The organism is Pseudomonas sp. MYb193, from assembly GCF_002966775.1.
Lineage (GTDB): Bacteria > Pseudomonadota > Gammaproteobacteria > Pseudomonadales > Pseudomonadaceae > Aquipseudomonas > Aquipseudomonas paracarnis.
On the sequence record NZ_CP023269.1, the window covers coordinates 2,087,139 to 2,108,776 of the forward strand.

Annotated in this window: 15 protein-coding genes, 4 tRNA genes and 2 pseudogenes; 12 read left to right on the forward strand and 9 right to left on the reverse strand. The window is 60.2% G+C overall.

All coding sequences use genetic code 11. From position 1 onward, the window contains the following. Window positions 1-105: 105 nt before the first annotated feature. The 4 genes and pseudogenes from CLM72_RS09840 to CLM72_RS29540 all read left to right on the forward strand — a co-directional run bounded on the left by CLM72_RS09840 (window position 106) and on the right by CLM72_RS29540 (window position 4,561). Complete coding sequence (locus CLM72_RS09840; RefSeq protein ID WP_003190072.1) at window positions 106-867, forward strand: SDR family oxidoreductase; 762 nt, start codon at window positions 106-108, stop codon at window positions 865-867. Window positions 868-1,067: 200 nt separating this feature from the next. Then, window positions 1,068-2,480 (forward strand): PLP-dependent aminotransferase family protein, encoded by a 1,413-nt coding sequence (locus tag CLM72_RS09845; RefSeq protein WP_105226307.1) that lies wholly within the window; start codon window positions 1,068-1,070, stop codon window positions 2,478-2,480. 995 nt (window positions 2,481-3,475) lie between these two features. Further along, a pseudogene (locus tag CLM72_RS29535) lies at window positions 3,476-3,703 on the forward strand (HAMP domain-containing protein); the annotation flags it as partial. 15 nt (window positions 3,704-3,718) lie between these two features. Further along, window positions 3,719-4,561 carry a methyl-accepting chemotaxis protein gene (locus CLM72_RS29540; protein ID WP_370706333.1) on the forward strand — a complete coding sequence of 281 codons (843 nt, stop codon included), beginning with the start codon at window positions 3,719-3,721 and terminating at the stop codon, window positions 4,559-4,561. A gap of 36 nt (window positions 4,562-4,597) precedes the next feature. Here CLM72_RS29540 and CLM72_RS09855 read toward each other — a convergent pair whose 3' ends face one another. Both CLM72_RS09855 and CLM72_RS09865 read right to left on the reverse strand, forming a co-directional pair. Next, the gene (locus CLM72_RS09855) at window positions 4,598-5,410 is read right to left on the reverse strand and encodes an alpha/beta fold hydrolase (RefSeq protein ID WP_054898853.1); all 813 of its coding nucleotides are present in this window, start codon (window positions 5,408-5,410) and stop codon (window positions 4,598-4,600) included. A 295-nt stretch (window positions 5,411-5,705) separates the two neighbouring features. Continuing rightward, window positions 5,706-6,476: a hypothetical protein gene (locus CLM72_RS09865; protein WP_168220170.1), complete on the reverse strand. Its 771-nt coding sequence runs from the start codon at window positions 6,474-6,476 to the stop codon at window positions 5,706-5,708. Between the two features lie 359 nt (window positions 6,477-6,835). Here CLM72_RS09865 and CLM72_RS09870 point away from each other — a divergent pair. The 4 genes from CLM72_RS09870 to CLM72_RS09885 all read left to right on the forward strand — a co-directional run bounded on the left by CLM72_RS09870 (window position 6,836) and on the right by CLM72_RS09885 (window position 7,250). Then, a tRNA-Glu gene (locus CLM72_RS09870) sits at window positions 6,836-6,911 on the forward strand. A 3-nt stretch (window positions 6,912-6,914) separates the two neighbouring features. Then, window positions 6,915-6,990, forward strand: a tRNA-Gly gene (locus tag CLM72_RS09875). 105 nt (window positions 6,991-7,095) lie between these two features. Next, window positions 7,096-7,171, forward strand: a tRNA-Glu gene (locus tag CLM72_RS09880). 3 nt (window positions 7,172-7,174) lie between these two features. Next, a tRNA-Gly gene (locus CLM72_RS09885) sits at window positions 7,175-7,250 on the forward strand. Between the two features lie 78 nt (window positions 7,251-7,328). Here the strand turns inward: CLM72_RS09885 and CLM72_RS29040 are convergent. Next, window positions 7,329-7,448, reverse strand: a pseudogene (locus CLM72_RS29040) (LuxR C-terminal-related transcriptional regulator); the annotation flags it as partial. Window positions 7,449-7,666: 218 nt separating this feature from the next. On the opposite strand from CLM72_RS29040, the gene CLM72_RS09895 reads away from it, so the two are divergent. The 3 genes from CLM72_RS09895 to gltS all read left to right on the forward strand — a co-directional run bounded on the left by CLM72_RS09895 (window position 7,667) and on the right by gltS (window position 10,456). After that, window positions 7,667-8,770 (forward strand): polyamine ABC transporter substrate-binding protein, encoded by a 1,104-nt coding sequence (locus CLM72_RS09895; protein WP_105226312.1) that lies wholly within the window; start codon window positions 7,667-7,669, stop codon window positions 8,768-8,770. A gap of 22 nt (window positions 8,771-8,792) precedes the next feature. Beyond that, entirely contained in the window at window positions 8,793-9,080 is a 288-nt protein-coding gene (locus tag CLM72_RS09900) for a hypothetical protein (RefSeq protein ID WP_105226313.1), read from the forward strand. A gap of 164 nt (window positions 9,081-9,244) precedes the next feature. After that, entirely contained in the window at window positions 9,245-10,456 is a 1,212-nt protein-coding gene (gene gltS / locus CLM72_RS09905; RefSeq protein ID WP_105226314.1) for a sodium/glutamate symporter, read from the forward strand. A gap of 5 nt (window positions 10,457-10,461) precedes the next feature. Here gltS and CLM72_RS09910 read toward each other — a convergent pair whose 3' ends face one another. Then, window positions 10,462-11,952, reverse strand: a complete 1,491-nt coding sequence (locus tag CLM72_RS09910; RefSeq protein ID WP_105226315.1) for a PLP-dependent aminotransferase family protein — start codon at window positions 11,950-11,952, stop codon at window positions 10,462-10,464. Between the two features lie 77 nt (window positions 11,953-12,029). On the opposite strand from CLM72_RS09910, the gene CLM72_RS09915 reads away from it, so the two are divergent. After that, window positions 12,030-13,691 (forward strand): M24 family metallopeptidase, encoded by a 1,662-nt coding sequence (locus CLM72_RS09915; protein WP_105226316.1) that lies wholly within the window; start codon window positions 12,030-12,032, stop codon window positions 13,689-13,691. A gap of 1,132 nt (window positions 13,692-14,823) precedes the next feature. Here the strand turns inward: CLM72_RS09915 and CLM72_RS09920 are convergent. From CLM72_RS09920 to CLM72_RS09940, 5 genes are all read right to left on the reverse strand, one after another. Continuing rightward, complete coding sequence (locus CLM72_RS09920) at window positions 14,824-16,563, reverse strand: dipeptidase (RefSeq protein ID WP_105226317.1); 1,740 nt, start codon at window positions 16,561-16,563, stop codon at window positions 14,824-14,826. A 95-nt stretch (window positions 16,564-16,658) separates the two neighbouring features. After that, on the reverse strand, window positions 16,659-17,876 hold the full coding sequence (locus CLM72_RS09925; protein WP_105226318.1) for a phospholipase D-like domain-containing protein: 1,218 nt from the start codon (window positions 17,874-17,876) through the stop codon (window positions 16,659-16,661). Window positions 17,877-17,932: 56 nt separating this feature from the next. Beyond that, window positions 17,933-18,580: a MotA/TolQ/ExbB proton channel family protein gene (locus tag CLM72_RS09930; RefSeq protein ID WP_105226319.1), complete on the reverse strand. Its 648-nt coding sequence runs from the start codon at window positions 18,578-18,580 to the stop codon at window positions 17,933-17,935. A gap of 25 nt (window positions 18,581-18,605) precedes the next feature. Further along, a complete protein-coding gene (locus CLM72_RS09935; RefSeq protein WP_105226320.1) occupies window positions 18,606-20,885 on the reverse strand; it encodes a TonB-dependent receptor in 2,280 nt (759 codons plus the stop codon). A gap of 24 nt (window positions 20,886-20,909) precedes the next feature. Beyond that, complete coding sequence (locus tag CLM72_RS09940; protein ID WP_054921700.1) at window positions 20,910-21,638, reverse strand: energy transducer TonB; 729 nt, start codon at window positions 21,636-21,638, stop codon at window positions 20,910-20,912.

Below are 21,638 nucleotides of genomic sequence, written 5' to 3' on the forward strand. Positions count from 1 at the left end.
ACTGCGATTCATGCAGCGCCAACCGGCCTTCTGATAGTGCTGACGCACGGCTCCCGGCGTTGGCTAGACTCGCTCCACCGTTACTAACCCCACAGGACAGTTCCCATGAGCATGACGTTTTCCGGCCAGGTCGCCTTGGTGACCGGCGCCGCTGCTGGTATTGGCCGCGCCACCGCGCTGGCATTCGCCGCCGAAGGCTTGAAGGTGGTGGTCGCGGACCTTGATGTGGCAGGCGGCGAGGGTACTGTGGCACTGATCCACCAGGCCGGTGGCGAAGGGATATTTGTGCGCTGCAACGTCACGCTCGACACGGACGTGCAGCAATTGATGGCACAGACCGTCGCCACCTATGGGCGCCTGGACTACGCCTTCAACAACGCCGGCATCGAAATCGAGAAGGGCAAACTGGCTGACGGCAGTCTCGATGAGTTCGATGCGATCATGGGGGTTAACGTCAAAGGCGTGTGGCTGTGCATGAAGTATCAGTTGCCGTTGCTGTTGGCTCAGGGCGGTGGGGCCATCGTTAACACCGCATCGGTGGCGGGGCTGGGGGCGGCACCGAAGATGAGCATCTATGCGGCGTCCAAGCATGCGGTGATTGGCCTTACCAAGTCGGCAGCCATCGAGTACGCGAAGAAGAAAATTCGCGTGAATGCCGTCTGCCCGGCCGTGATTGATACCGACATGTTTCGTCGCGCCTATGAGGCCGACCCACGCAAGGCTGAGTTTGCCGCAGCCATGCACCCGGTGGGACGCATTGGCAAGGTTGAGGAAATCGCCAGCGCCGTGTTGTACCTGTGCAGTGATGGCGCAGCGTTTACCACCGGTCAGGCCCTGGCGGTGGACGGTGGCGCGACGGCGATCTAGGACCGCGCTTGGCACGCTGTTTGAAAAGAGCGCGGGGTGATGTGGGGCGTTTCCATAGCTGGCAGAGTGCCGTGGCTGAATATGTTTCTTCAGGTAAATAATCTAATAAAATCAATAATTTAATAAAAGTTTGCGACCGGCTTTACCAGGCTTCTGTGCTTAACTGCTTTGGGTTAACAGACAGTTTAAGTGAGTGGCTCATGGATTTAGGGATCGATCGACAAGCCCTGGTACCGGTTGTTCAGCAGATCGTCGGCGCGGTGGCAGAATGGATTCGCAAGGAGGGGGTGAGCCCTGGCACACGCTTGCCGTCCATTCGCCAATTGGCCCTCGATAACCTGCTGAGCCAGTCCAGCGTGATCGAGGCATTCGAGCGCTTGGTGGCCCAGGGGCTGCTGGCTCCCAGGCAGGGTTCGGGGTTCGTGGTGGCGCATCCCGCCACGGCCCACGAAAACCATTGGTATGAAGGTGCGGAACAAGGCTGGGGTGCATTTACCGATAGCCCGCTGGGCGAGCTGAAGTTGGGCTGCGGTTGGTTACCCGACACCTGGCGCGAAAGCGATGACATCAGCTACGCGATCCGTGAACTGAGCCGTACCGACACTGGTGGCCTGTTCAACTACAGCACACCCTTGGGGCTGCCGGCGTTGCGCGAACAACTGCTCAAGCGCCTGACCCAGATTCACGTGCCCACCAGCCTGGACTGTATCCTCACCACCCATGGCGCCAGCCATGCCCAGGACCTGCTGATACGCACGTTGCTCAAGCCCGGTGATGAGGTGGTGGTCGAAACACCCGGGTATGGCAATCTCTACCGCCAACTGGCCTTTCGGGGGGTCACGCTGCTGCAAGTGCCACGTGCCCATGGCGGCCCGGATATCCCGGCATTGGAAGCGCTGCTGCAAACCCATCGGCCCAAGTGCCTGTTCATCAACAGCCTGTATCACAACCCCACCGGCACCAGCCTGTGCCGTCCGGTGGCGGAGCGGTTGTTGGCGCTGGCCCGCGAACTCGACTTCCTGATTATCGAAGAGGATGTGTACGGCGACCTGCAGCATGCCAGTTGCACGCGCTTGTCAGCGCTGGCCCATGATGATCGGGTGATCTATGTGTCGAGCTTTTCCAAAACCCTGAGCAGCGCCCTGCGCGTGGGTTACCTGTGTGCCAGTGCTGCGATCATTACGCAATTGGCCCAGCTCAAGACCCTGACAGGCATCGGCACTTCACGGTTTGCCGAAGCCATGGTGGCGACGTTGCTGAGTAACGGCACTTATCGTAAGTGGGTGCAGCGCCTGCGCAAGCGCTTGAATGCGCAGATGGCCGCCACGTTGCAGGTACTGGAGGATGAAGAGTGGCAGGTATTTGCCGCACCCGCGGGCGGGATGTTCCTGTGGGCACGACCAGGCATGGCCGACCCCTTGCGATTGCAAGCCTGCGCCCAGCGGCTGGGTGTGTTGCTGTCGCCCGGCGCACTGTTCAGCCCCACGGGTGAGCGCAGCGAATGGTTACGCATCAATGTGGCCTACGCGGCTGATCAACGCGCATTGACGCTGTTCCGAGCCATGGGCGCGGCAAGATCGACCTCAACCATTCTGAAAACGACGCGCATGTAGCTTTTTGCCATTATTCCGGCGCCAGCGGCTTGTGCTCAGTGCCTCGGGGTTGCGAATCTCGCTGCTTGTAAACCTGGCTTATGGCATTTGCCATTGCAAGAGGATCAAGTGCAATGATTTCGGGCGTGCAACGACGTTTCGCCAACCTCGGTATGGCAAAAAAACTCGGCTTGGGGTTTACCCTGGTACTGCTGCTGACGGCCTTGGTAGCGGCCATCGGTGTGTGGTCCCTGCAGACCATCGGCCAGCGCTTCGAAGGCCTTACGTCGATGTCGACGCTCAACAGCGACCTGCTCAAGGTGCGCGTGATCGAGCAAGACTATGCGTTGCACGCCGACCCCAAGGCCGTTGATGCCCTGCATGCCAGTGTCGATGCGCTGCTGGCCCAGGCCACGCGTCTCAAGGCTCGGTCTGCCAGCAACGAGCGAGTGATGGGTGACGTTGAGCAAGCCTTGGTCGCCTATCGCCAGGCATTCGATGAGTTCGTCGAGTTGACCCAGACCAAAGACCTAGCGCTGGAAATGGCCAGTTGGTCGGTGTCCAGCGTGGCCAATAACCTGGATGTGCTGCAAGCCGGGCTGGCGGACGACGGCGCCTATGGCCTCAAGGAAAGCCAAGGCAAGGAGGGCGCGGAGTTTATCGAGCAGGCAGGGCAGGTCAGCCAGGTGTCGCGGCTGATGTTGCAGGCCATGAACGAAGCGCGGGTGCGCCTGGATCAGAGCCGCAGGGCGGACGCAGACGACGCCGGGCAGGGCAAGATCGAGCAAGCCGACCAGGCCCTGGCTGAAGTCGAGAAACTCAAAACCACGGTCAAGGACCCCGGCTACCAGACAGTGCTCAATGAAGTCTCCGGGCATATCGCGTCGTTCAGTGAAAAGCTCGGCGAATACACCGGGCTGCTGGCCCAGGAAAAAGTGGTCTACACGCAATTGCATGACCGCGCCGAGCAAGTGGTGAATAGGGTCAACCAGGCGTACGCCGCCGAAGACCAGTCCATGCAAACGCAGTTGCAGCACAGCACGCTGCTGATCATCGGTTCATCTGCCCTGGCGCTGCTGGTGGGCTTGATCGCTGCATGGGTGATCACCCGCTTGATTGTTACGCCGTTGCGGGCAGTGATCGCCGTGGCCCAGCAGATCGCCTCGGGTGACCTGAGTGGGCGCATGGAGATCAGCCGGCGTGATGAAATCGGCCAACTGATGCAGGCGATGCAGCAGATGGGCAACAGCTTGAGCCAGATGGTCAGCGGGTTGCAGGCGGGGATCGAACAGCTCGCCAGCTCCGCGCATTCATTGTCCAGCGTCACCGAGCAAACCACTGCCGAAGTCAGCAACCAGAAGGACGAAACCGAGCAAGTCGCTACGGCGATGAACCAGATGACCGCCACGGTGCACGATGTGGCACGCAATGCCGAGCAGGCGGCCCAAGCCGCGCAGACCGCGGATGCCAAGGTCGATAGCGGCCAGCAGGTGGTGCGCATGAGTCTGCAGCGGATCGAGTTGCTGGCCACATCCAGCAACAGTGCCAGCGCCAGTATCGAAAGCCTTAGCGCGCAAATCCAGAATATAGGTACCGTCTTGAGCGTGATCCAGAGCGTGGCCGAACAGACCAACTTGCTGGCTTTGAACGCTGCGATTGAGGCGGCGCGTGCCGGTGAGCAGGGGCGTGGCTTCGCAGTGGTGGCCGATGAAGTGCGGGCACTGGCCAAGCGCACCCAGCAATCGACCGAGGAAATCGAACGGCTGGTCAGCACGCTGCGCAGTGCGGCGCAGTCCTCGGTGCAGCAGATCCAGCAGAGTGGCGAGTTGGTGAAACTGGCGGTCAGTGATGCGCTGGAAACCGAAGGGGCCTTGGGCAGCATTGCGGCGGCTGTTTCATTGATCCAGCAGATGAACCAACAGATCGCCGCCGCCGCCGAGGAGCAAAGCTCGGTGGCCGAAGAGATCAACCGCAGCGTCACCAGTATTCGGGCGAGTGCCGATCATTCTGCGTTGAGCATGCAAGGCAATGCCGCCTCGAGCATCCAGTTGGCGCAGTTGGGTGCGCAACTCAAGGGGATGGTGGGGCATTTCCGCCTTTGATCGCAGCGTAGACGCTGCGATCTGAGGGCTGGGCGATCAGGCGTGGTTGGCGAGGAAGGTCAGCAGCGCCTCGTTGACGAAATCCGGGTTCTCGCGGCTGGAGATATGCCCGGCTTCGGGGATCAGGATCAGGCTGCAACCGATCAGGTCGGCCATTTCCTCGGACTCGGCGGGTGGCCGGGGTTTGTCCTGCTCGCCGCACATCACCAGGGTGGTGTCGGAGTCCAATGCAGGTAAGTGCGCCAAGATGTCTTCGCGGCTGAAGATCAGGCGGCCCAGCGGCACAATGCTGTCCAGTAAGCGTTCTCTGGGGAAGTCTTGCAGTGACTGGCGAAAGTCCCGGTACAGCGCGGATTCGCGGTCGATGCCCGGGCGGAAGAAGATCGGTGCGATCACATCCAGCAACGGTTCGGGGATCGCCCCGGCGTCTTCAATCATCTTGAACAGCGAGAAATAATACTGGCGCGTTGCTTCGGGTTCGGCCCCGAGGTAGGTGTCCATCAGCACTACGCTGTTGATGCGCTCGGGAGCTTGCAATGCCAGGCGTGCGCCCCACATGCCGCCGACCGAGAGGCCCACCAGGTTGGCTTGCTCGATGCTCAGGTGATCCAGCAGCGCCAGGGCCTGGCGGGCGAGGTCATCCAGGGAATGGGTGGGTGCTGGCAACGGCCCGGACTCACCGTGGCCCCACAACTCGGGGACGATCACGCGGTATTGCTGCGACAGTGCTTCAATCTGCGGCGCCCACATGTCGCTGGCCCACAGGTAACTCGAACCCAGTAGCACGACAGGGCCGGCGCCCTGGTCGATATAGTGCAGCGGTTGTCCATCAATCACGGCGACAGGCATAACAGGCCTCTAATTTCACGGAGTGAGGGGCACTTTTTTACGCTAGTCGGGGGCGGGAGGATAGGTGCACATTGATGGCATGTGATGATTTCACTGTGGGAGCTGGCTTGCCTGCGATGAAGGCCTGCCAGCCGATGCTCACCTACCTGACACCCCACAATCCCACTGTGGGAGCGGGCTTGCTCGCGAAAGCGGTGTGTCAGTCAACATCAATGTTTGCTGGGCCGACGTCTTCGCAGGCAAGCCAGCTTCCACCTTTGATCGTCGTTGCTTTGAGCATTGCGTCGCGTTGCCATCAATCGTAAATAGCTTTCTTCTTCCACTCGGCATCGGCGTCGACGACTTTCAAGCCCTCGGTCAGCTCGTTGACTTCGTCCTCGGCCGGCTTGCTGTTGGTCAGCACTGTGGAGTTGGCGCGCGCCAGTTGGGACTCCAGCAGTTGCAACTGGGCGCTGTAGAGCACCGGCTCCGGCTGTTTGCGCAGGTACTGCACGCCGCGCTCGAACGCCAGGCGTGCCTGGCCGGGTTGGCCTTGCAGCAGGGCGTGCTGGCCGAGGTTGTTGAAAAACTCGATGTGCAGCAGCACCAGGATATGACGGATTTCCTTGATCCAGTGCTTGGCCTCGTTGGTCGGCAGGAAGCCGTCCTGGGCGGCGCGGGTGACTTGGCCGTGCAGGGCTTCGAGCAAAAAGCGCACGTCCTTGGCCTTGGCTTCGGTCTGGATCGGGGCCGGTGGGTTGGGCACCGGAATCGATTCGCCTTGGGCGATCAGCGCATTCAATTCGGTGATGCGGGCCTTGAGCGGTGCGCTGGACTTGTTGAGGTTCAACAGGCGCTGGTTGACGTTCAGTTCCAGGCGAGCCAGCAACAGCTTGAGCGCTGGGGTCATCAGTTGGCCGGGGAAGGTCTCGGTGATTTCACCGCAGCGACGCAGCCGATCGTTAAGCTCGATCTCGGTACGCTTCTTTTCCAGCTTGTTGTTTTCCACCACGTGGTTCATGTAGCCAATGGCGATCAGTATTACGATCCCGGCTATTACCAGCAGGGTGATCATGAGTGGTGTCACCGGTGTGACCTCTTTAATAGGGTGTGCTGTGGAGTGTAGTGACTGGGTCATCCGGCGGATAGGACCGATCGACCAGTTGCCCAGGTGATTTCTTCTATATAGGTAGGCGCTTCCTGAATAGATGCACATTGCCATCATTTGTCAGGGTGAACTATAGCGTCTTGTCGAACGCCAGAATATAGGCGCCAAGGCTCGGACGGTGCCAATGCCCGCGAAGGCCGTGAAACCATGGCGAAGTCATTGATTTAAATAAATTTATCCTTGGGGGTTGACGACCTTTCAATCCATCCATAGAATGCGCGCCACTTACAGCGTAAAGCACACAGCGAAACGCGGTAGGGAGTGAATGTTGTAGGTGTGTCCCCTTCGTCTAGTGGCCTAGGACACCGCCCTTTCACGGCGGTAACAGGGGTTCGAGTCCCCTAGGGGACGCCATATGCGGGAATAGCTCAGTTGGTAGAGCACGACCTTGCCAAGGTCGGGGTCGCGAGTTCGAGTCTCGTTTCCCGCTCCAATTTACAAGCAGTGTGGCCTTCGGGCGGCATTGAGTGAAACCAGGACCAAGTCTTCGGACAAGGCCTCTGGGCACTGGAACACACACCATGTGTTTCAGTAGCGTGTCCCCTTCGTCTAGTGGCCTAGGACACCGCCCTTTCACGGCGGTAACAGGGGTTCGAGTCCCCTAGGGGACGCCATTTGCGGGAATAGCTCAGTTGGTAGAGCACGACCTTGCCAAGGTCGGGGTCGCGAGTTCGAGTCTCGTTTCCCGCTCCATATTTAACGAAAACGCCGATCAGTGATGATCGGCGTTTTTGTTTGTGCGCAATTTACTTCGCCAGCGCACCACCCCGTTCAAAGCGTCGAAGGGATCTCTTGCCGCGGCATGAAAAAACGCGCAAACAGTTCGGACTGAGATTTGATATTCAGCTTGCTGTAGATGTTGCGGCGGTGGACCTTGATGGTTAACGAACTCCAGAACTCCGGGCGATTGAGCTGCATGATCAGTTTTCCAACCGATCGGTGCCAAGCCAGGCTATGAAGGTCAAGCGACATGTTCTACCCCTTTAGGGTTAGGGCTTTGCAGGCCAGAGCTAAGTACTTGTAGGTATTTACTATTCGTTGATGCTCGGTATATTCACCCCGAGCTTACGATAGCCATGAAGGCGTGTCGTGTGGACAGGGATAGTCATATGAGTCGAGCACACTTGCGAGCTATTTTTTTAGCTTCGCTCCTGGGGGCTGCAACCAGCACGCCCGCAGCCGCCGCTGAATCTTCGGTGTATCTGTATAACTGGTTCGGGTTTCTTGAACCGCAGACGCCCAGGCAATTCCAGCAGGAGACCGGCATCAAGCTGCATATGGATGCTTTCGACAGCGCCGAAATCATGCAGAGCAAGGTCATGGCTGGGCGCACCGGCTATGACCTGGTCGTGGCCACCTCCAATGTATTACCCGGCTTGATCAAGGCTGGGGTGCTGCAGCCGCTGGATCGCGCGCAGTTGAGTAACCTTTCGCACATCGACCCTGACATCCTCTCCCTGCTGGCGGTCAATGACCCAGGCAATCGCTACGCCGTGCCCTATGTCTGGGGTACCACTGGCATTGGCTACGACGTGGATAAAGTCAAGGCGGCGCTGGGCGATGACGCCCCGGTGGACAGTTGGGACCTGATCTTCAAAGAAGAAAACATCAGCAAGCTCAAGTCTTGTGGCGTCGCCATGCTCGACTCCCCCAGCGAAATCATTTCGATCGCCTTGCACTACCTGGGGCTGCCCAGCAACAGTACCGATCCAGAGGATTACCAGAAGGCCCAGGCGCTGCTGTTGAAAATCCGCCCCTATGTGCTCTATTTCGACTCTTCCCGGATCGACACCGACTTGGCCGACGGCAACATCTGCGCGGTCGTAGGCTGGGCCAATGGTGCGCTGGCCGCTCAGGCGATTAATGAAAAGTCCAACAGCGGTCGCAAGATTGCCTACAGCCTGCCGCGCGAAGGCGCCTTGGTCTGGTCTGAAAACTGGGTGTTGCTCAAGGATGCTCGCCACCCAAAGGCCGCTCTGGCGTTCATCAACTACATGCTGCAGCCACAGGTGATAGCCAAGACGTCCAACTACATGCTCTATCCCAACGCCAACAAGGATGCCACTGAGTTCGTCGAGCAAAAGTTGCGGGATAACCCTTGGATCTATCCCGATAAAAAGACTATGGCCACACTGGTTCCGCTTGAGCCCTTGCCGCTGAAGGCGGAGCGCATTGGGACACGGGTCTGGACCAAGGTCAAAAGCGGTACGTGACGCGGTCGGGGAGGGAGACAGCATGCGCCAGGGTCGTGATCAGCGTTATTTAGAGTCGGACGACTACAAGGCCTACAAAGAGATTGAAGAACAGATCGGCCTCTGTACGCCAGAGCAAGCCTGGGCCATGTATTACGTTTCGACGGGCATGGTGCGTGAAAACATTACCCTGGCCGTGATGGAGCACATTGGCCGGGGCAATCGTGCCCTGTTGCTTGAGTTTCCAGACCTGGTGCGAGTCGCAGGGCGTGACGCTGAGCCGGGGGAGATCGCCTCCAACTGGCCTCTGCTGCGAAGGCGTCGTCGATAAGTCTACTGTGCGTATCTCTGGAGGGGCGAGGTGCAGGCGGTTGTAGGTTATTATTGTGAGGCTTGTAGGGAAAGTCTGTGTTTTTTGTGGGGGCGATACCTTTTCGCCCTGTGCTCTCTACTCTGGCCACCCATTCTCCTTGTCCACTTCAGAGAACTGACCGGATGCTTCAACTCGATTTCTATTCAACCCTCGTTGCCGCTTCACTGGTGCTATTGCTGGGGCGCGGGCTTGTGGCTCGCATCGGCTTCTTACGTACCTACAACATTCCGGAACCAGTAGCCGGTGGCCTGTTGGTCGCCATGCTGCTCCTGGCGTTGCGCGCGTTTGCCGATATCGAAGTACGCTTCGATCCTTCATTGCAAACCCCGTTGATGCTGGCGTTCTTTGCCACTATCGGTTTGAACGCCGATTTTGCCAGCCTGAAGAAAGGCGGGCGGATCCTGGCGGTGTTTCTGTTGGTGGTAACGGGCCTGCTGGTGGTGCAAAACGCCATGGGTATCGCGCTGGCCTCGGCGCTCGGGCTTGACCCATTGATGGGCCTGCTCGCGGGCTCGGTGACCTTGTCCGGTGGGCATGGCACCGGTGCGGCCTGGGGCGCGGTGTTCAGTGAGCAGTATGGCGTGGCGTCTGCGTCTGAATTGGCGATTGCCTCGGCGACCTTTGGCCTGGTGCTCGGTGGCCTGATCGGCGGGCCCGTGGCGCGTTTTCTGATCAAGCGGGTCGAGGTTCCAGGTATTGGGCATCCGCAATCGAGCCTGGCCAAGGGGTTCGAGCAACCGAACGAAGAGCGCCTGATCACCGCGTTTTCGTTTATCGAAACCCTGGCGCTGGTGGCGATCAGCCTGCAGGGCGGCAACTTGTTGAATGCCGCCATCCAGGGCACCGCATTCGAATTGCCGACGTTTGTGTGCGTACTGTTCGTGGGTGTGGTGCTGCGCAATGGGCTGTCGATGCTCGGCTGGCATCAGGTGTTCGAGCGCGAAGTCTCGGTGCTGGGCAATGTCAGTTTGTCGTTGTTCCTGGCGATGGCGCTGATGTCACTCAAGCTCTGGGACTTGGCGGCACTGGCTTTGCCGATTGTCGTTCTGCTGGCCGCACAGGCATTGCTGATGGCGCTGTTCGCGATTTTCGTGACGTTCCGGGTGATGGGCCGCAACTACGATGCGGCGGTGCTGGCGGCAGGCCATTGCGGCTTCGGGCTAGGCGCCACGCCTACGGCGATTGCCAATATGCAGGCGGTGACGCAGCGCTTCGGGCCCTCGCAGATCGCGTTTCTGGTGGTACCGATGGTGGGCGCGTTCTTCATCGATATCGCTAACGCTGTGGTGATCAAGTTGTACCTGGCGCTGCCATTCCTAGGGGCCACAGGGTAAGTTTTTCAGCGCTTGCCCATGGCGTTCATCGCCTGGGCCAGGCGCTGAGTGGCTTGCTGGATTTCGTCCCGGTCGAGGGAGGCAAAGCCCAGGCGCAGCGCGTTTACCGGTTGGTCGTTGGGGGAAAACTGACGACCACTGCGCACCACAACGCCGTGCTCCAGTGCGGTGCTTGCCAACTTATCGACGTCTATTTCTTCCTCCAAACGTACCCATAGCGCCAAGCCACCCTCGGGCTCGCGCACTTGTATGCGAGCACCAAACGCCTGATCCAGGCAATCTTGCAATACCGTGCGGCGCGCCCGATATTCTTTCGACACGCGGCGCAAATGCTTCTTCAACTCCCCGTCATTGATCAGGTCTGCCAGCATGGCTTGAGCGACCGCGTCGGTATCGCCCAGCATCAGCGCGGCATTGCGTTGCAGGGCTTCAATCACAGAGGTGGGCGCCACGATATAGCTGCAGCGGAACGTCGAGCCCAGCACCTTTGACAACGAGCCGATGTAGAGCACATGGCGTTGGGCGCGGTCACTGGCCAGCGGCAGGTAAGGGCGGCCACTGAAATGATATTCGTGGTCGTAGTCCTCTTCGATAATGCAGAAGTCATGCAGCGCGGCCAACGTCAGCAAGTGCTGCCGGCGTGCAGCGTGCAAGCTCACGGTGGTGGGGAATTGGTGATGAGGCGTGAGGTAAATCATGCGCACCTTGTGTTCACGGCATAAGTGCTCGACCTGGTCGGTGCGGCAACCTTCATCATCGATGTCGACCGTGACCAACTTCGCCCCGAGCTTGCGGAAAATTGCCCATGCCGGTGGGTAGCTCAGGCGTTCCACCAGAACCACGTCGCCGGGTTTGAGCAGCAGGTTGGCGCTCAGGAACAGGGACATCTGGGTGCCCTGGGTCAGGCAGATATTTTCGGCAGTGACCGTCAATCCACGGTTGTTGCGCAGCATCTCGGCCAGGGCGCAGCGCAAGTGATAGCCGGTGCCTTCGCTGCCGTAGCGCACGGTATTGGAGGCAAAGCTGTTGCGCAGTGCGTGGCGATAGTAACGGTGCAGAACTGCCTGGGGCAGCAGGCGGTGGTCGCTGGTGCCGTTGTCGAAAAACAGCGCATCGCGCCGATGCTGTAGAGCGACCACTTGGGCGTTATGGGTGAAATAGGGTACCAGCGGTTGCTCCAGTAACGGCGGCGCGAATGACGGTTGCGTAACGCTGGGCAGCTGTTTGGGTGTCAGCTTTACATTAACGAAGGTGCCACGGCGCGGCTCGCTGGTCAGCCAGCCCTTGGTCATGGCTTCTTCGTAGGCCAGGATCACCGTCTTGCGGTTGACGTCGAGCAAGTGTGCCATTTCCCGCGTGCCCGGCAGTAACGTCCCGGGCGGCAGGCGGCCTTCGAGGATAGCGTTGACCAAGCCTTCGGCGATCTTGCGGTAAGACGCCTGGCTTGCACCTTCTTCAAGCCGGAGCAGTGGACGCCATTTACGCATCTGGACCATCTGAAGTATCCAAATCTGGAGGTTTTAATGGGCCTAGTCTAGCGCAACAATCAAGCCTTACTTATCCCGAGGTCTTTATGAATAAACGTCATGTCATCGAACTGTCGCCCTCGGGGAAAACCTTTGAAGCGGGCGACGAACTCTTGCTCGACGCCATGCTCGCCAGTGGCCTGGCCGTGCCGTTCTCCTGCCGCCGTGGCGCCTGCGGTTCGTGCAAGGTGGTGGTCGCCGAAGGTGCGTACCGGGCCAAACGCCTGGCGCCGGGTACGTCGCAGCCTTCTTATCCTTTGGCAGCCAATGAGATGTTGTTATGCCAGAGCCACGCCTGTGGCGACATGCGCCTGCATATTCCCGGCTGGTCGCTGGATACGCCCGCGCTGGTAGTGGCAGCGCAGGTTCACAGCAAGCGTGCGTTGGGCCCCGATGTGATCGAGTTGGTATTGATGCCCGAAACCCCAGTGGCGGTGCGGGCTGGTCAATACCTCAAGTTCCACCTGGCGGACGGTGACACGCGCTGCTTCTCGATTGCCAACCTGCCCGATGAGGACGATGGGCGCTTGGTCTTCCAGATTCGCCGGGTAAGTGGCGGGTATTTTTCCGAGGGTATCCTAGGTGGTCTCGCCGTGGGTGAGCGTCTGCACGTGGAGGGGCCGTTTGGTGCCTGTACCTGGCAGGACGATGTGGCGGCGCCCGTGGTGCTATTCGCTACGGGTACTGGTTACGCGGGCATCAAGCCTATCTTGCTGACCGCGCTCAAGCGCGATGTCGACGTGACGTTGTATTGGGGCGGTGCGCAATCGGCGGACTTTTATGACAGCGCCTTCCTCGACCACCTGATGCTTGAGCATCCCCGTTTTCGCTGGCATCCCGTGCGGTCCTCCGAGGGCAGGGTTCAGGAGGTTGCAATGAGTCATGGGCATCAGTGGGAACAGGCCCAGGTCTATGCGTGCGGCAACGGTGCAATGCTCGGCCAGGTACGCATCCACTGCCTTGAAGCGGGGTTGCCCAGCCACCGGTTTATCGCAGAGGCGTTTGTCGCCAGTGGTCGGTCAAGTGCTGGAGCAGTCTCCCTATCGTTTGACCCGGTGTGGGAGAAAGTCGGCCCGCGTTATTCCTTGGACGGCATGCTGGCTGCACGGGAAAAATCCATACGTGCCCTGGCGGCGATTGCCAGCCAGTTGAAAGTCGGCATGACCACCGGCGAGGCCCTTGAGATGGCGGCCCAGCAACTGCAGGCCATGGGCGCTTCGCACACTTGGCATCCGACCTACATTCGTTTTGGCGCCGACACTGTGCGCCCACCGCGCGAGGGTATTGATCGTCAGCGCAGGCTGCGCGCTAATGACATTGCCGTGGTCGATCTTGGCCCGGTGTGGGATGGCTACGAAGGCGACTATGGCGATACGTTTGTGTTTGGCGATGGGCCGTTGCACCAGGCCTGTACGACGGCGTTGCATGAAGTCTTCGATGAAACACGCCAGGCGTGGCTGCGTGGTCTGACCGGGCGTGAGCTCTACGACTTCGCCGAGCAGAGCGCTGCGTCAAAGGGCTGGAGGCTGGCGCGCAACCTGGCGGGGCACCGCCTTGCGGATTTTCCCCATGCATTGTTCGAAAGCAAGGAGTTGGCTGACCTGGAGATCCCACCGAGTGAAATGGCCTGGGTATTGGAGATCCAGCTGTGCCATCCCACTGAGCCGGTGGGTGGGTTCTTTGAAGACATGCTGATGTTGCAAGGCTGAAGAGCTGTCATTGTTGCCGAGTTGTTTTTGACGCGATGGCCCTGCAAAGCGAGATCTCACCCACAACGCCGATCCCCTGTGGGAGCTGTCGAGCTTCAGCGAGGCTGCGAAAGCGGTGGTTCAGGCGATGAAGATTTTGCCCGTACCGCCGCCATCGCAGCCTCGCCGGGGCTCGACAGCTCCCACATTTGGGCGGTGTTGTTGTCGGGAGTTGTGTTTGGTGCGATAGCCCTGTGAACCGAGATCAACCCAGCGCCGCCGATCCCCTGTGGGAGCTGTCGAGCTTCAGCGAGGCTGCGAAAGCGGTGGTTCAGGCGATGAAAATGTTGCCTGTACCGCCGCCATCGCAGCCTCGCCGGGGCTCGACAGCTCCCACATTTGGGCGGTGTTGTTGTCGGGAATTGTGTTTGGTGCGATAGCCCTGTGAACCGAGATCAACCCAGCGCCGCCGATCCCCTGTGGGAGCTGTCGAGCTTCAGCGAGGCTGCGAAAGCGGTGGTTCAGGCGATGAAAATGTTGCCTGTACCGCCGCCATCGCAGCCTCGCCAGGGCTCGACAGCTCCCACATTTGGGCGGTGTTGTTGTCGGGGGTTGTATTTGGCGCGATAGCCCTGTGAGCCGAGATCAACCCAGCGCCGCCGATCCCCTGTGGGAGCTGTCGAGCTTTAGCGAGGCTGCGAAAGCGGTGGTTCAGGCGATGAAAATGTTGCCTGTACCGCCGCCATCGCAGCCTCGCCGGGGCTCGACAGCTCCCACATTTGGGCGGTGTTGTTGTCGGGAGTTGTGTTTGGTGCGATAGCCCTGTGAACCGAGATCAACCCAGCGCCGCCGATCTCCTGTGGGAGCTGTCGAGCTTTAGCGAGGCTGCGAAAGCGGTGGTTCAGGCGCTGAAGATTTTGCCCGTACCGCCGCCATCGCAGCCTCGCCGGGGCTCGACAGCTCCCACATTTGGGCGGTGTTGTTGTCGGAAGTTGTATTTGGCGCGATAGCCCTGCGAATCGAGATCAACCCAGCGCCGCCGATCCCCTGTGGGAGCTGTCGAGCTTTAGCGAGGCTGCGAAAGCGGTGGTTCAGGCGCTGAAGAGGGTGCCTGTGCCGCTGCCTTCGCAGCCTCGCTTGGGTACCAGATGGGTCAGAGCTTCGGCAATTGCCCGACGCGGCCCATCATTTCAGTGACGATCTGCAGGTCCAGCAGGAACTGGTCGACGGTCTTGAATTCGCTGTCGGTGTGCCCGGTGTACTTCTCTTCCGGGCGGGCCAGGCCGAATTGCACGCCGTTGGGCAGGTCGTGCACCGAGGTTGCGCCGGCCGAGGTGCCGAATTTGTGCGCCATGCCCAGGTTTTCAGTGGCCACTGCCAGCAAGGCTTTTACCCATTCGCCTTCAGGGTTGCGGTACATCGGCGTGTCCAACGAGTAAGTGAAGCTCACGTTGACCTTGGCGTTCTTGTCCCAGGCGTTCAGCTTCTGCTCGATTTGCGCCTTGAGCGCCTCCGGGGTTTTACCTTTCGGTGCGCGCAGGTTCACGGCCAGTTTGAAGGCTTTGTCATCCTGCCCCACAAACGTCAGCGAGGTGGTCAACGGCCCCATGAAATCATCCGCGTAGCCCACACCCAATTTGCCGCCCAGGTAATCCAGGCCCCAGTTGTCGGCGGCATAGCGCGCGGCATCGGTGATGTGGTTGTGCTGGAGGGCGACCTTGCCGTCGAGGCTGTGGATCAGGTCCAGCATGCGCGCCACCGGGTTGACCCCGGTTTCAGGCTCGGAAGAGTGAGCGGATACGCCGGTAACCGTTAGTTTGACATCCTTGCCATCGACCTTGGCCGTCACCTGGAAATTGCCACCGTTGCGCTTGGCATAGTCGGCACCGGCCCGTTGCAGGCTGGCGGCCAGTTCGGCGGGGCTGTCGCTGACCAGCGTGGCCACCGAGGCCGACGGAATCTGGTTGTTCGCCTTGCCGCCGGTCATCGCGATGATTTCTGCGCCTTTGCCTTCGCCCTTGCGCACCGGGAAGGTGGCCATCACGGTGCCGGAGCCTTTCTCGGCGATCACCACCGGGTAACCGCCATCCAGCGCCAGGTTGTATTGCGGCACGGGGTTGCGTTCGAAGTAGTAAGGAATGGCATCACCGGCGGTTTCTTCAGTGGTGTCTACCAGCAGCTTGAACGTGCGCGCCAGTGGCAGTTTTTCTTCCTTGATCACTTTCATGGCGTACATCGCCACCACGATGCCGTTCTTGTCATCCTCGGTACCGCGGCCATACATGCGGTCGCCAATCAGCGTGACCTTGAACGGGTCGAGTTTGGTGCCGTCTTGCAGCACCCAGTTTTCCGGGGTAACGGGCACCACATCGGCATGGGCGTGCACACCCACGACTTCATCACCGCTGCCTTCCAAGGAAATTTCGTACACGCGGTTGTCGACGTTACGGAAGTTCAGGTTGAAGGACTTGGCCAGGGCCTCGATCTTCGCGGCAATCTTGAGGAATTCCGGGTTTTTGTACTGTGGCAGACCGTCTACGTTGAACGTCGGGACTTCCACCAGTTCACGCAGGGTTTCGAGCGCGGCTTTGCCATATTTAACGCGGGTGTAAATGCCCAGCAGGCGATTGATCTCGTTCTGCTGCTCGGCGCTCAGGGGTTTGTTGCCCACAAACGCGCTGATAGCCGGGCCGGTGTCGGCCGTTTTGCCCAGCTCGCCTTGGGCAAGAGTGCCGAGGAAACCGCGGAAATCGGTAACCGAGGTCTCGTTGAACTGCTTCAGGATTGCCGTGCTCTGGTCTGCGCTGATGTTGGCGAAAGCGGGTGTGGCGACGGCCGAAAGGCTGGCGGCGAACAGGGTGGCAACCGCCAATTGCTTAAGTGGAAAGTGCATGGTTGAAGGCATTCCTTTGCAGGTAGTGAGTAGGAGATTTCTGACGGAAGAGACAGAAACATTTCCACACACTACCATTACTCAGGTGCCCAAGGTCAATGCTGGCCAGGGTGGGGGGCGGGATACTCTTGCGTCACGCTCAAGGCTCTAGCGTAAGGCCCATCCCACAGTTGTTCATGCAACTGGCCTACACGCCTGGCCATCGCCTCACTGCGCATCACCACCTCCAGATTGCGCGAATTATCCAGGTAGCCGCCCAACCAATTGCTGGTGCCGACCCACGCCACTTGCCCGTCGATCTCCATGGTTTTGCTGTGTATCACCCGCGCATAAGGGATAAAGCCTTGCTTGGCTTCGGGCAGGGTGACGATCTTGATCTCAATATTGGGCAGCACCGCCAGGCTTTTGAGATAGGGCAGTTCCAGCGGGTCGGTATTCCAGTTGGACACCATCAGTTTGATCGACACGCCACGGGCTGCGGCGGCGCGCACGGCGTTGTCGATCACCGCATAGTAGGGCCGGGTTCGATCCGGTCCGTAGGACAGCGGCGCATAGTCGAGCAATTGCACGCGCACCTCTTTTTGGGCTTCGCCCAGCAGGCGCGGCAGTTCCAGCTGTGAGTCGCCCACGCCGGGCGGGTTGTAGCGTTGCGGGCTGGCCACCAGATAGTTGCCGGTACGTGCGGGTGCCGGGCCGCTGGCGGGCAGCGGCACCGGTTGTTTACCCGCCAGCGCAGCCTGGGCTTGCCAGTCTTGCTCGAAGATCGCCTGCACTTGGCCCACCACCGTTTTGTCAGTGATCCGCAGCCCGGTTTCGTGGATATGTTCCAAGGCGCGCCAGTCGAAATTCTGACTGCCGACAAACGCCTGCTTGCCATCCACCAGCAGGTATTTGGCGTGGATGATGCCGCCGCTCAGTTGCCCGTAGGGCAGCACGCGCAAGGTCAGGTTGGGAATGGCGCGCAAGCGTTCCAGGGTGGTGGCATCCGACAGCTTGATGCCTTTTTCTTCGAGCAGGAAACGAATCTTCACGCCGCGTTTGCCGGCGGCTTCCAGGTGTTCAAGCACCGTATTCATCACCGAGCCAGGGTGGTCCGCGGCGTAGAACTGGCCGATGTCAATGTGGCTTTTGGCGCCGTCGAACAGCTCGATCCATACCGGGCCGGGCTGGCGCAAATCGTCGGTGCCCAGGGCGGTGTCCACAGGCACGGTATGCACCAATTCAAAACCTGGAATGGAAAAGTCCGCCTGGGCCAGCGGACTGAGGAGCAAGCCGGTCAGGCCGGCAATACGCAACTTTATCGAAAGGGACATAAGCGTCTCATCGCACCAAAGGTAAAGACGAGCGCCCAAGGCGCCCGCCCTGCAGGTCAGGCTGTGCGGCTGTGCAGCGGGGTGGGCACGCGATGGGGCACTTCATCCTGTGCGCGGGCGCCGGTGGCGGCGCGGATCAACAGGATCTTCAACTGGTCGTTGATGCGCTCCAGGCTGTCCTGGAAAAAGTTGTGAAACACCACGCAAAACAGCGCGATGGCGATACCTAATCCCGTGGCGAACAACGCCGTACCGATACCCCCGGAAATCTGCCCTGGGTCCGATACGCCCGCGGTGGCCAGCGCCTTGAAGGTGTCGATGATGCCGAGAATGGTGCCCAGCAGGCCCAGCAGTGGGGCGGCGGTGGTGATGGTCTCGATGATCCACAGGCTGCGGGCCAGTGGGGCGCGGGTCTTCAGGTATTGGGTATCGATTTCGTCGTCCAGGTCCTTGCGCGAACCGTGGGTCGCCTTCTGGGCCAGCACCGGCAAGATCATGTTCAGCGGCAGGCTGTCGCGACGGGTCAGGTTGTCCGGCAGGTCACGCTCGCTGTGCACATTGGCGCCCAGGGCGTCGATCAATGCGCGTGCCTGGCGGCGCACGTAGGCGAAGTAGATACCGCGTTCGATGGCGATGAAGATCGCAATGGCCATCGCCGCGTACATCACATAGAAGGTGACGTCGTGGAGCAGGTTCATATCCATGATGGTGTTCCTCTTGGGGTGAGTCTTAGAAATTCGCTTCCAGCGAAACCGTGACGGTACGGTCCAGGCCGACGATGTACGCGGGGTCGCCATCGCGGAAACCGCTGTAGCTGGCCGCGTTGGTCTTGGTGGTGTACACGCCGTCCAGGTATTTCTTGTCGAACAGGTTGTCGACGTTCAGGCGCAGGGTCGCGTCCTTGACCACTTTCTTGTCCACCGGCAGGTAAATACCGGCGCCGAGGTTGAACACGGTGCGACCGGAAATCGCCTCGTCGTTGGTCAGGTCGCCGTAGAGCTTGCTGGTGTACTTGCCGCCGAAGGTGCCGTAGAAGCGCCCATCGTCATACCCGATGTTGGCCGCCAGCATGTTCTTGGGCACGTTGGCGAACTGCTTGCCACTGGTGGGCAGCACGATGGGTTTGCCGGCGTTGTAGACGGTCAGGTCATCCTGCTGCTCGGCCTTGGTGTAGGTGTAGGAGGTGTAGTAATTGAAGTGGTGGGGCAACTGGCCGCTCCACTCCAGCTCCAGGCCTTTGTTGACCACGGAGCCGGCGTTGATGTCGGCAAAGTCACCGTTGATGTCCCGGGACGAAACCTGGCGGTTCTTGAAGTCCATGTAGAACAGGGTGGCGGCCAGGTTCATATCGTCGCCGCTGTAGCGCCAGCCCAGTTCATGGTTCCAGCTGGTTTCCGGTTCGGCGTCGATCGAGCCGGCGCCTTTGTCGTAGAGCACGTAGTTCTGCGGTACCCGCATGTTGCGCGACAGGCTGTAGAACAACTGGTCACGCTCGTCCAACTGGTATTTCAGGCCGGCGTTGGGCAGCAGTTTGTTGTAGGTCTGGTTACGTTTTTCCGGGCGTTCGTTGAGGCTGCCGTGGTTGGTGCCTTCACGCTCGACGTTCATGTAGGCCAGGCCTGCGATGAGGGTCCAGTCCGGGTTGATGTACCAGGTGTCCTGGGCCCAGACCTTTTGCGCTGGCGTCACGGTGAAACGGTCGCGCCCCTGCACGGTGTTGCCGTTGGCATCGACGATGGCGCTGTTGGAATCTGGCCAGGTGTCCACTGGCTTGCCGTTGCTCTTGAGCGGAATGAACGGCTGGGTCTGGCTCTGGCGTGCGCGCTCGTACCAGTAACCGAATTGCAGGCTGTGGTCGCCAAGGTCCCAGGTCAGCTTGGTGGTGATACCCGGACGCCAGGTTTGCGTGCGTGAAGGGCGGTAGTACACGCCGCTGTTGGGTGTGCCGTCGGCGTTGTATTGGGCGGCGGTGGGCAAGTTGCCCAGGTCGAACACGCCGCCCTGGTTCGAGCCGCGGTTGAGTGCGTAGGCGGACGAGCCGACGCCGCTGCCATTGCCCCAGTAGTAATACGGGATCACCGAAAGCGCCAGGTTATCGGCCAGTTTGAACTGGGTGTTGAGCACGGCGGTGAAGGTCTGGAACGGGTTCTGCGCCAGGCCGTAGTAGCTGTTGTATTTGCCGTTGCTGCCCACGGTCGGCGTAGCCGGGTAGGGGTCGTACTTGCGGCCGTTCTGCTGGAATTGCGCCTTGGTCAACTGGCTGTAACTGTTGTTGTCCTGCTCGTGATACTTGAGGATCAGGTTGGCGGTGTTGCCATTGCCGGCGTCGAAAAAGCTGTTCCACTCCACCTTGTCCGCGCGTACCGCGCCCGAACCGCGCCACATCTCACCTTCGGTATGGGACACCGACAGCCAGTTGCTCAGGCCGTTGATTTCTCCGGTATTGAGGCGGGCAAAGGTCTTGCGCGTGGCATTGCTGCCGACGATCTGTTTGACGAAGGCGCCGGTTTCCTTGGTCGGGCGAATGGTCACGATGCCAATGTTGCCGCCGCTGGATCCGATGTGCGGGCCGTCGGATTCCGAAGCGCCCTGGGTGACGAAGATCTGATCGATGTTTTCCGGGTCGCCCAGCAGGTTGGAATACAGCGCGTAGTTGCCGGAGTCGTTGATCGGCATGCCGTCCACCGACATGCCCACCTGGTCGGAGTTCATGCCGCGCATGGTGAAGCGAAAGCCCGACAGGCCGGTGTTGTCTTCACTGGAGATGTTCAAGCCTGGGGTGTACTTGAGTTTGTCGATGGCATTGCCGGTGGCCGCCTGTTTATCCAGTGCTTCCTTGGTCACCGTGGAGCGGCCCTTGATGCTTTCCTCCGGCACCATGTAACCGCCCCCGGCGGTCGCCTTGCCTTGTACCCCAATGGTGCCGACGTCGCTGGTCTCTGCCATGACCAGTCCCTGGGTCATGCTGGTCGCGGCCACAAGTGCCAGATGAATACGGGTGAACTTCATCACTGTCGTCCTGGTGTCGGGTGCTTATTGCACGCTGTAGTTGAAGGTGGCGGTGAAGCGCTGCTCATTGCGCCCCCCGAAGGCTTGCTCGGGGAACGGTTTGACTTGCTTGATGCGACGCAAGCTGTTGGTGGCGGCCCGGTTGAGCAACATGCTCGAGGCCTGGGTTTGTAAACCTGAGTCGAGTACGCGGCCTTGACGGTCTACCAGCAGCCACACCACCACCTCGCCGCTCGGGCGTTCGAGGGACGCCTGGCGCCCGGTGGGGTACTGCTTGTAGGTGTCCAGTTCGTTGCGCAAGCCTTTGAGGTAACCGCTTTCCAGGGCCTGGCCATCGACCTTCGGTGGCGCCGGTGGGGCAGGCGTCGGCGCCGCTTGGGTGACGGCGGCCGGGGCTGGCTTGGCGGCCACCGGTGGCGGCGTCGGCACGGGCTTGGCGACCACGGGCGCAGGCTTGGGCACAGGTTTTGGCTTTGGCTTGGGTTCGGGTTTTGGCAGCGGCTTGGGCGGTGGCGGCGGGGGCGCCGGCTCGGCCTCTTCCTCTTCGATCACCGGCGGTGGTGGTTCTTGCTCCACCACCGGTTCCGGTATGACTTCCGGTTCCGGCTCAACCAAGGCCAATTCGACCGCCGACTCGTCATACACCGGCTCGACCTTCAACGTCTGGGACTGGATACCCAGTGCAATCAGCACCAGGGCGATCAGGGCCGGAACACTGCCCAGCAGCTGACGCGCACGAAACAGAACGTACAT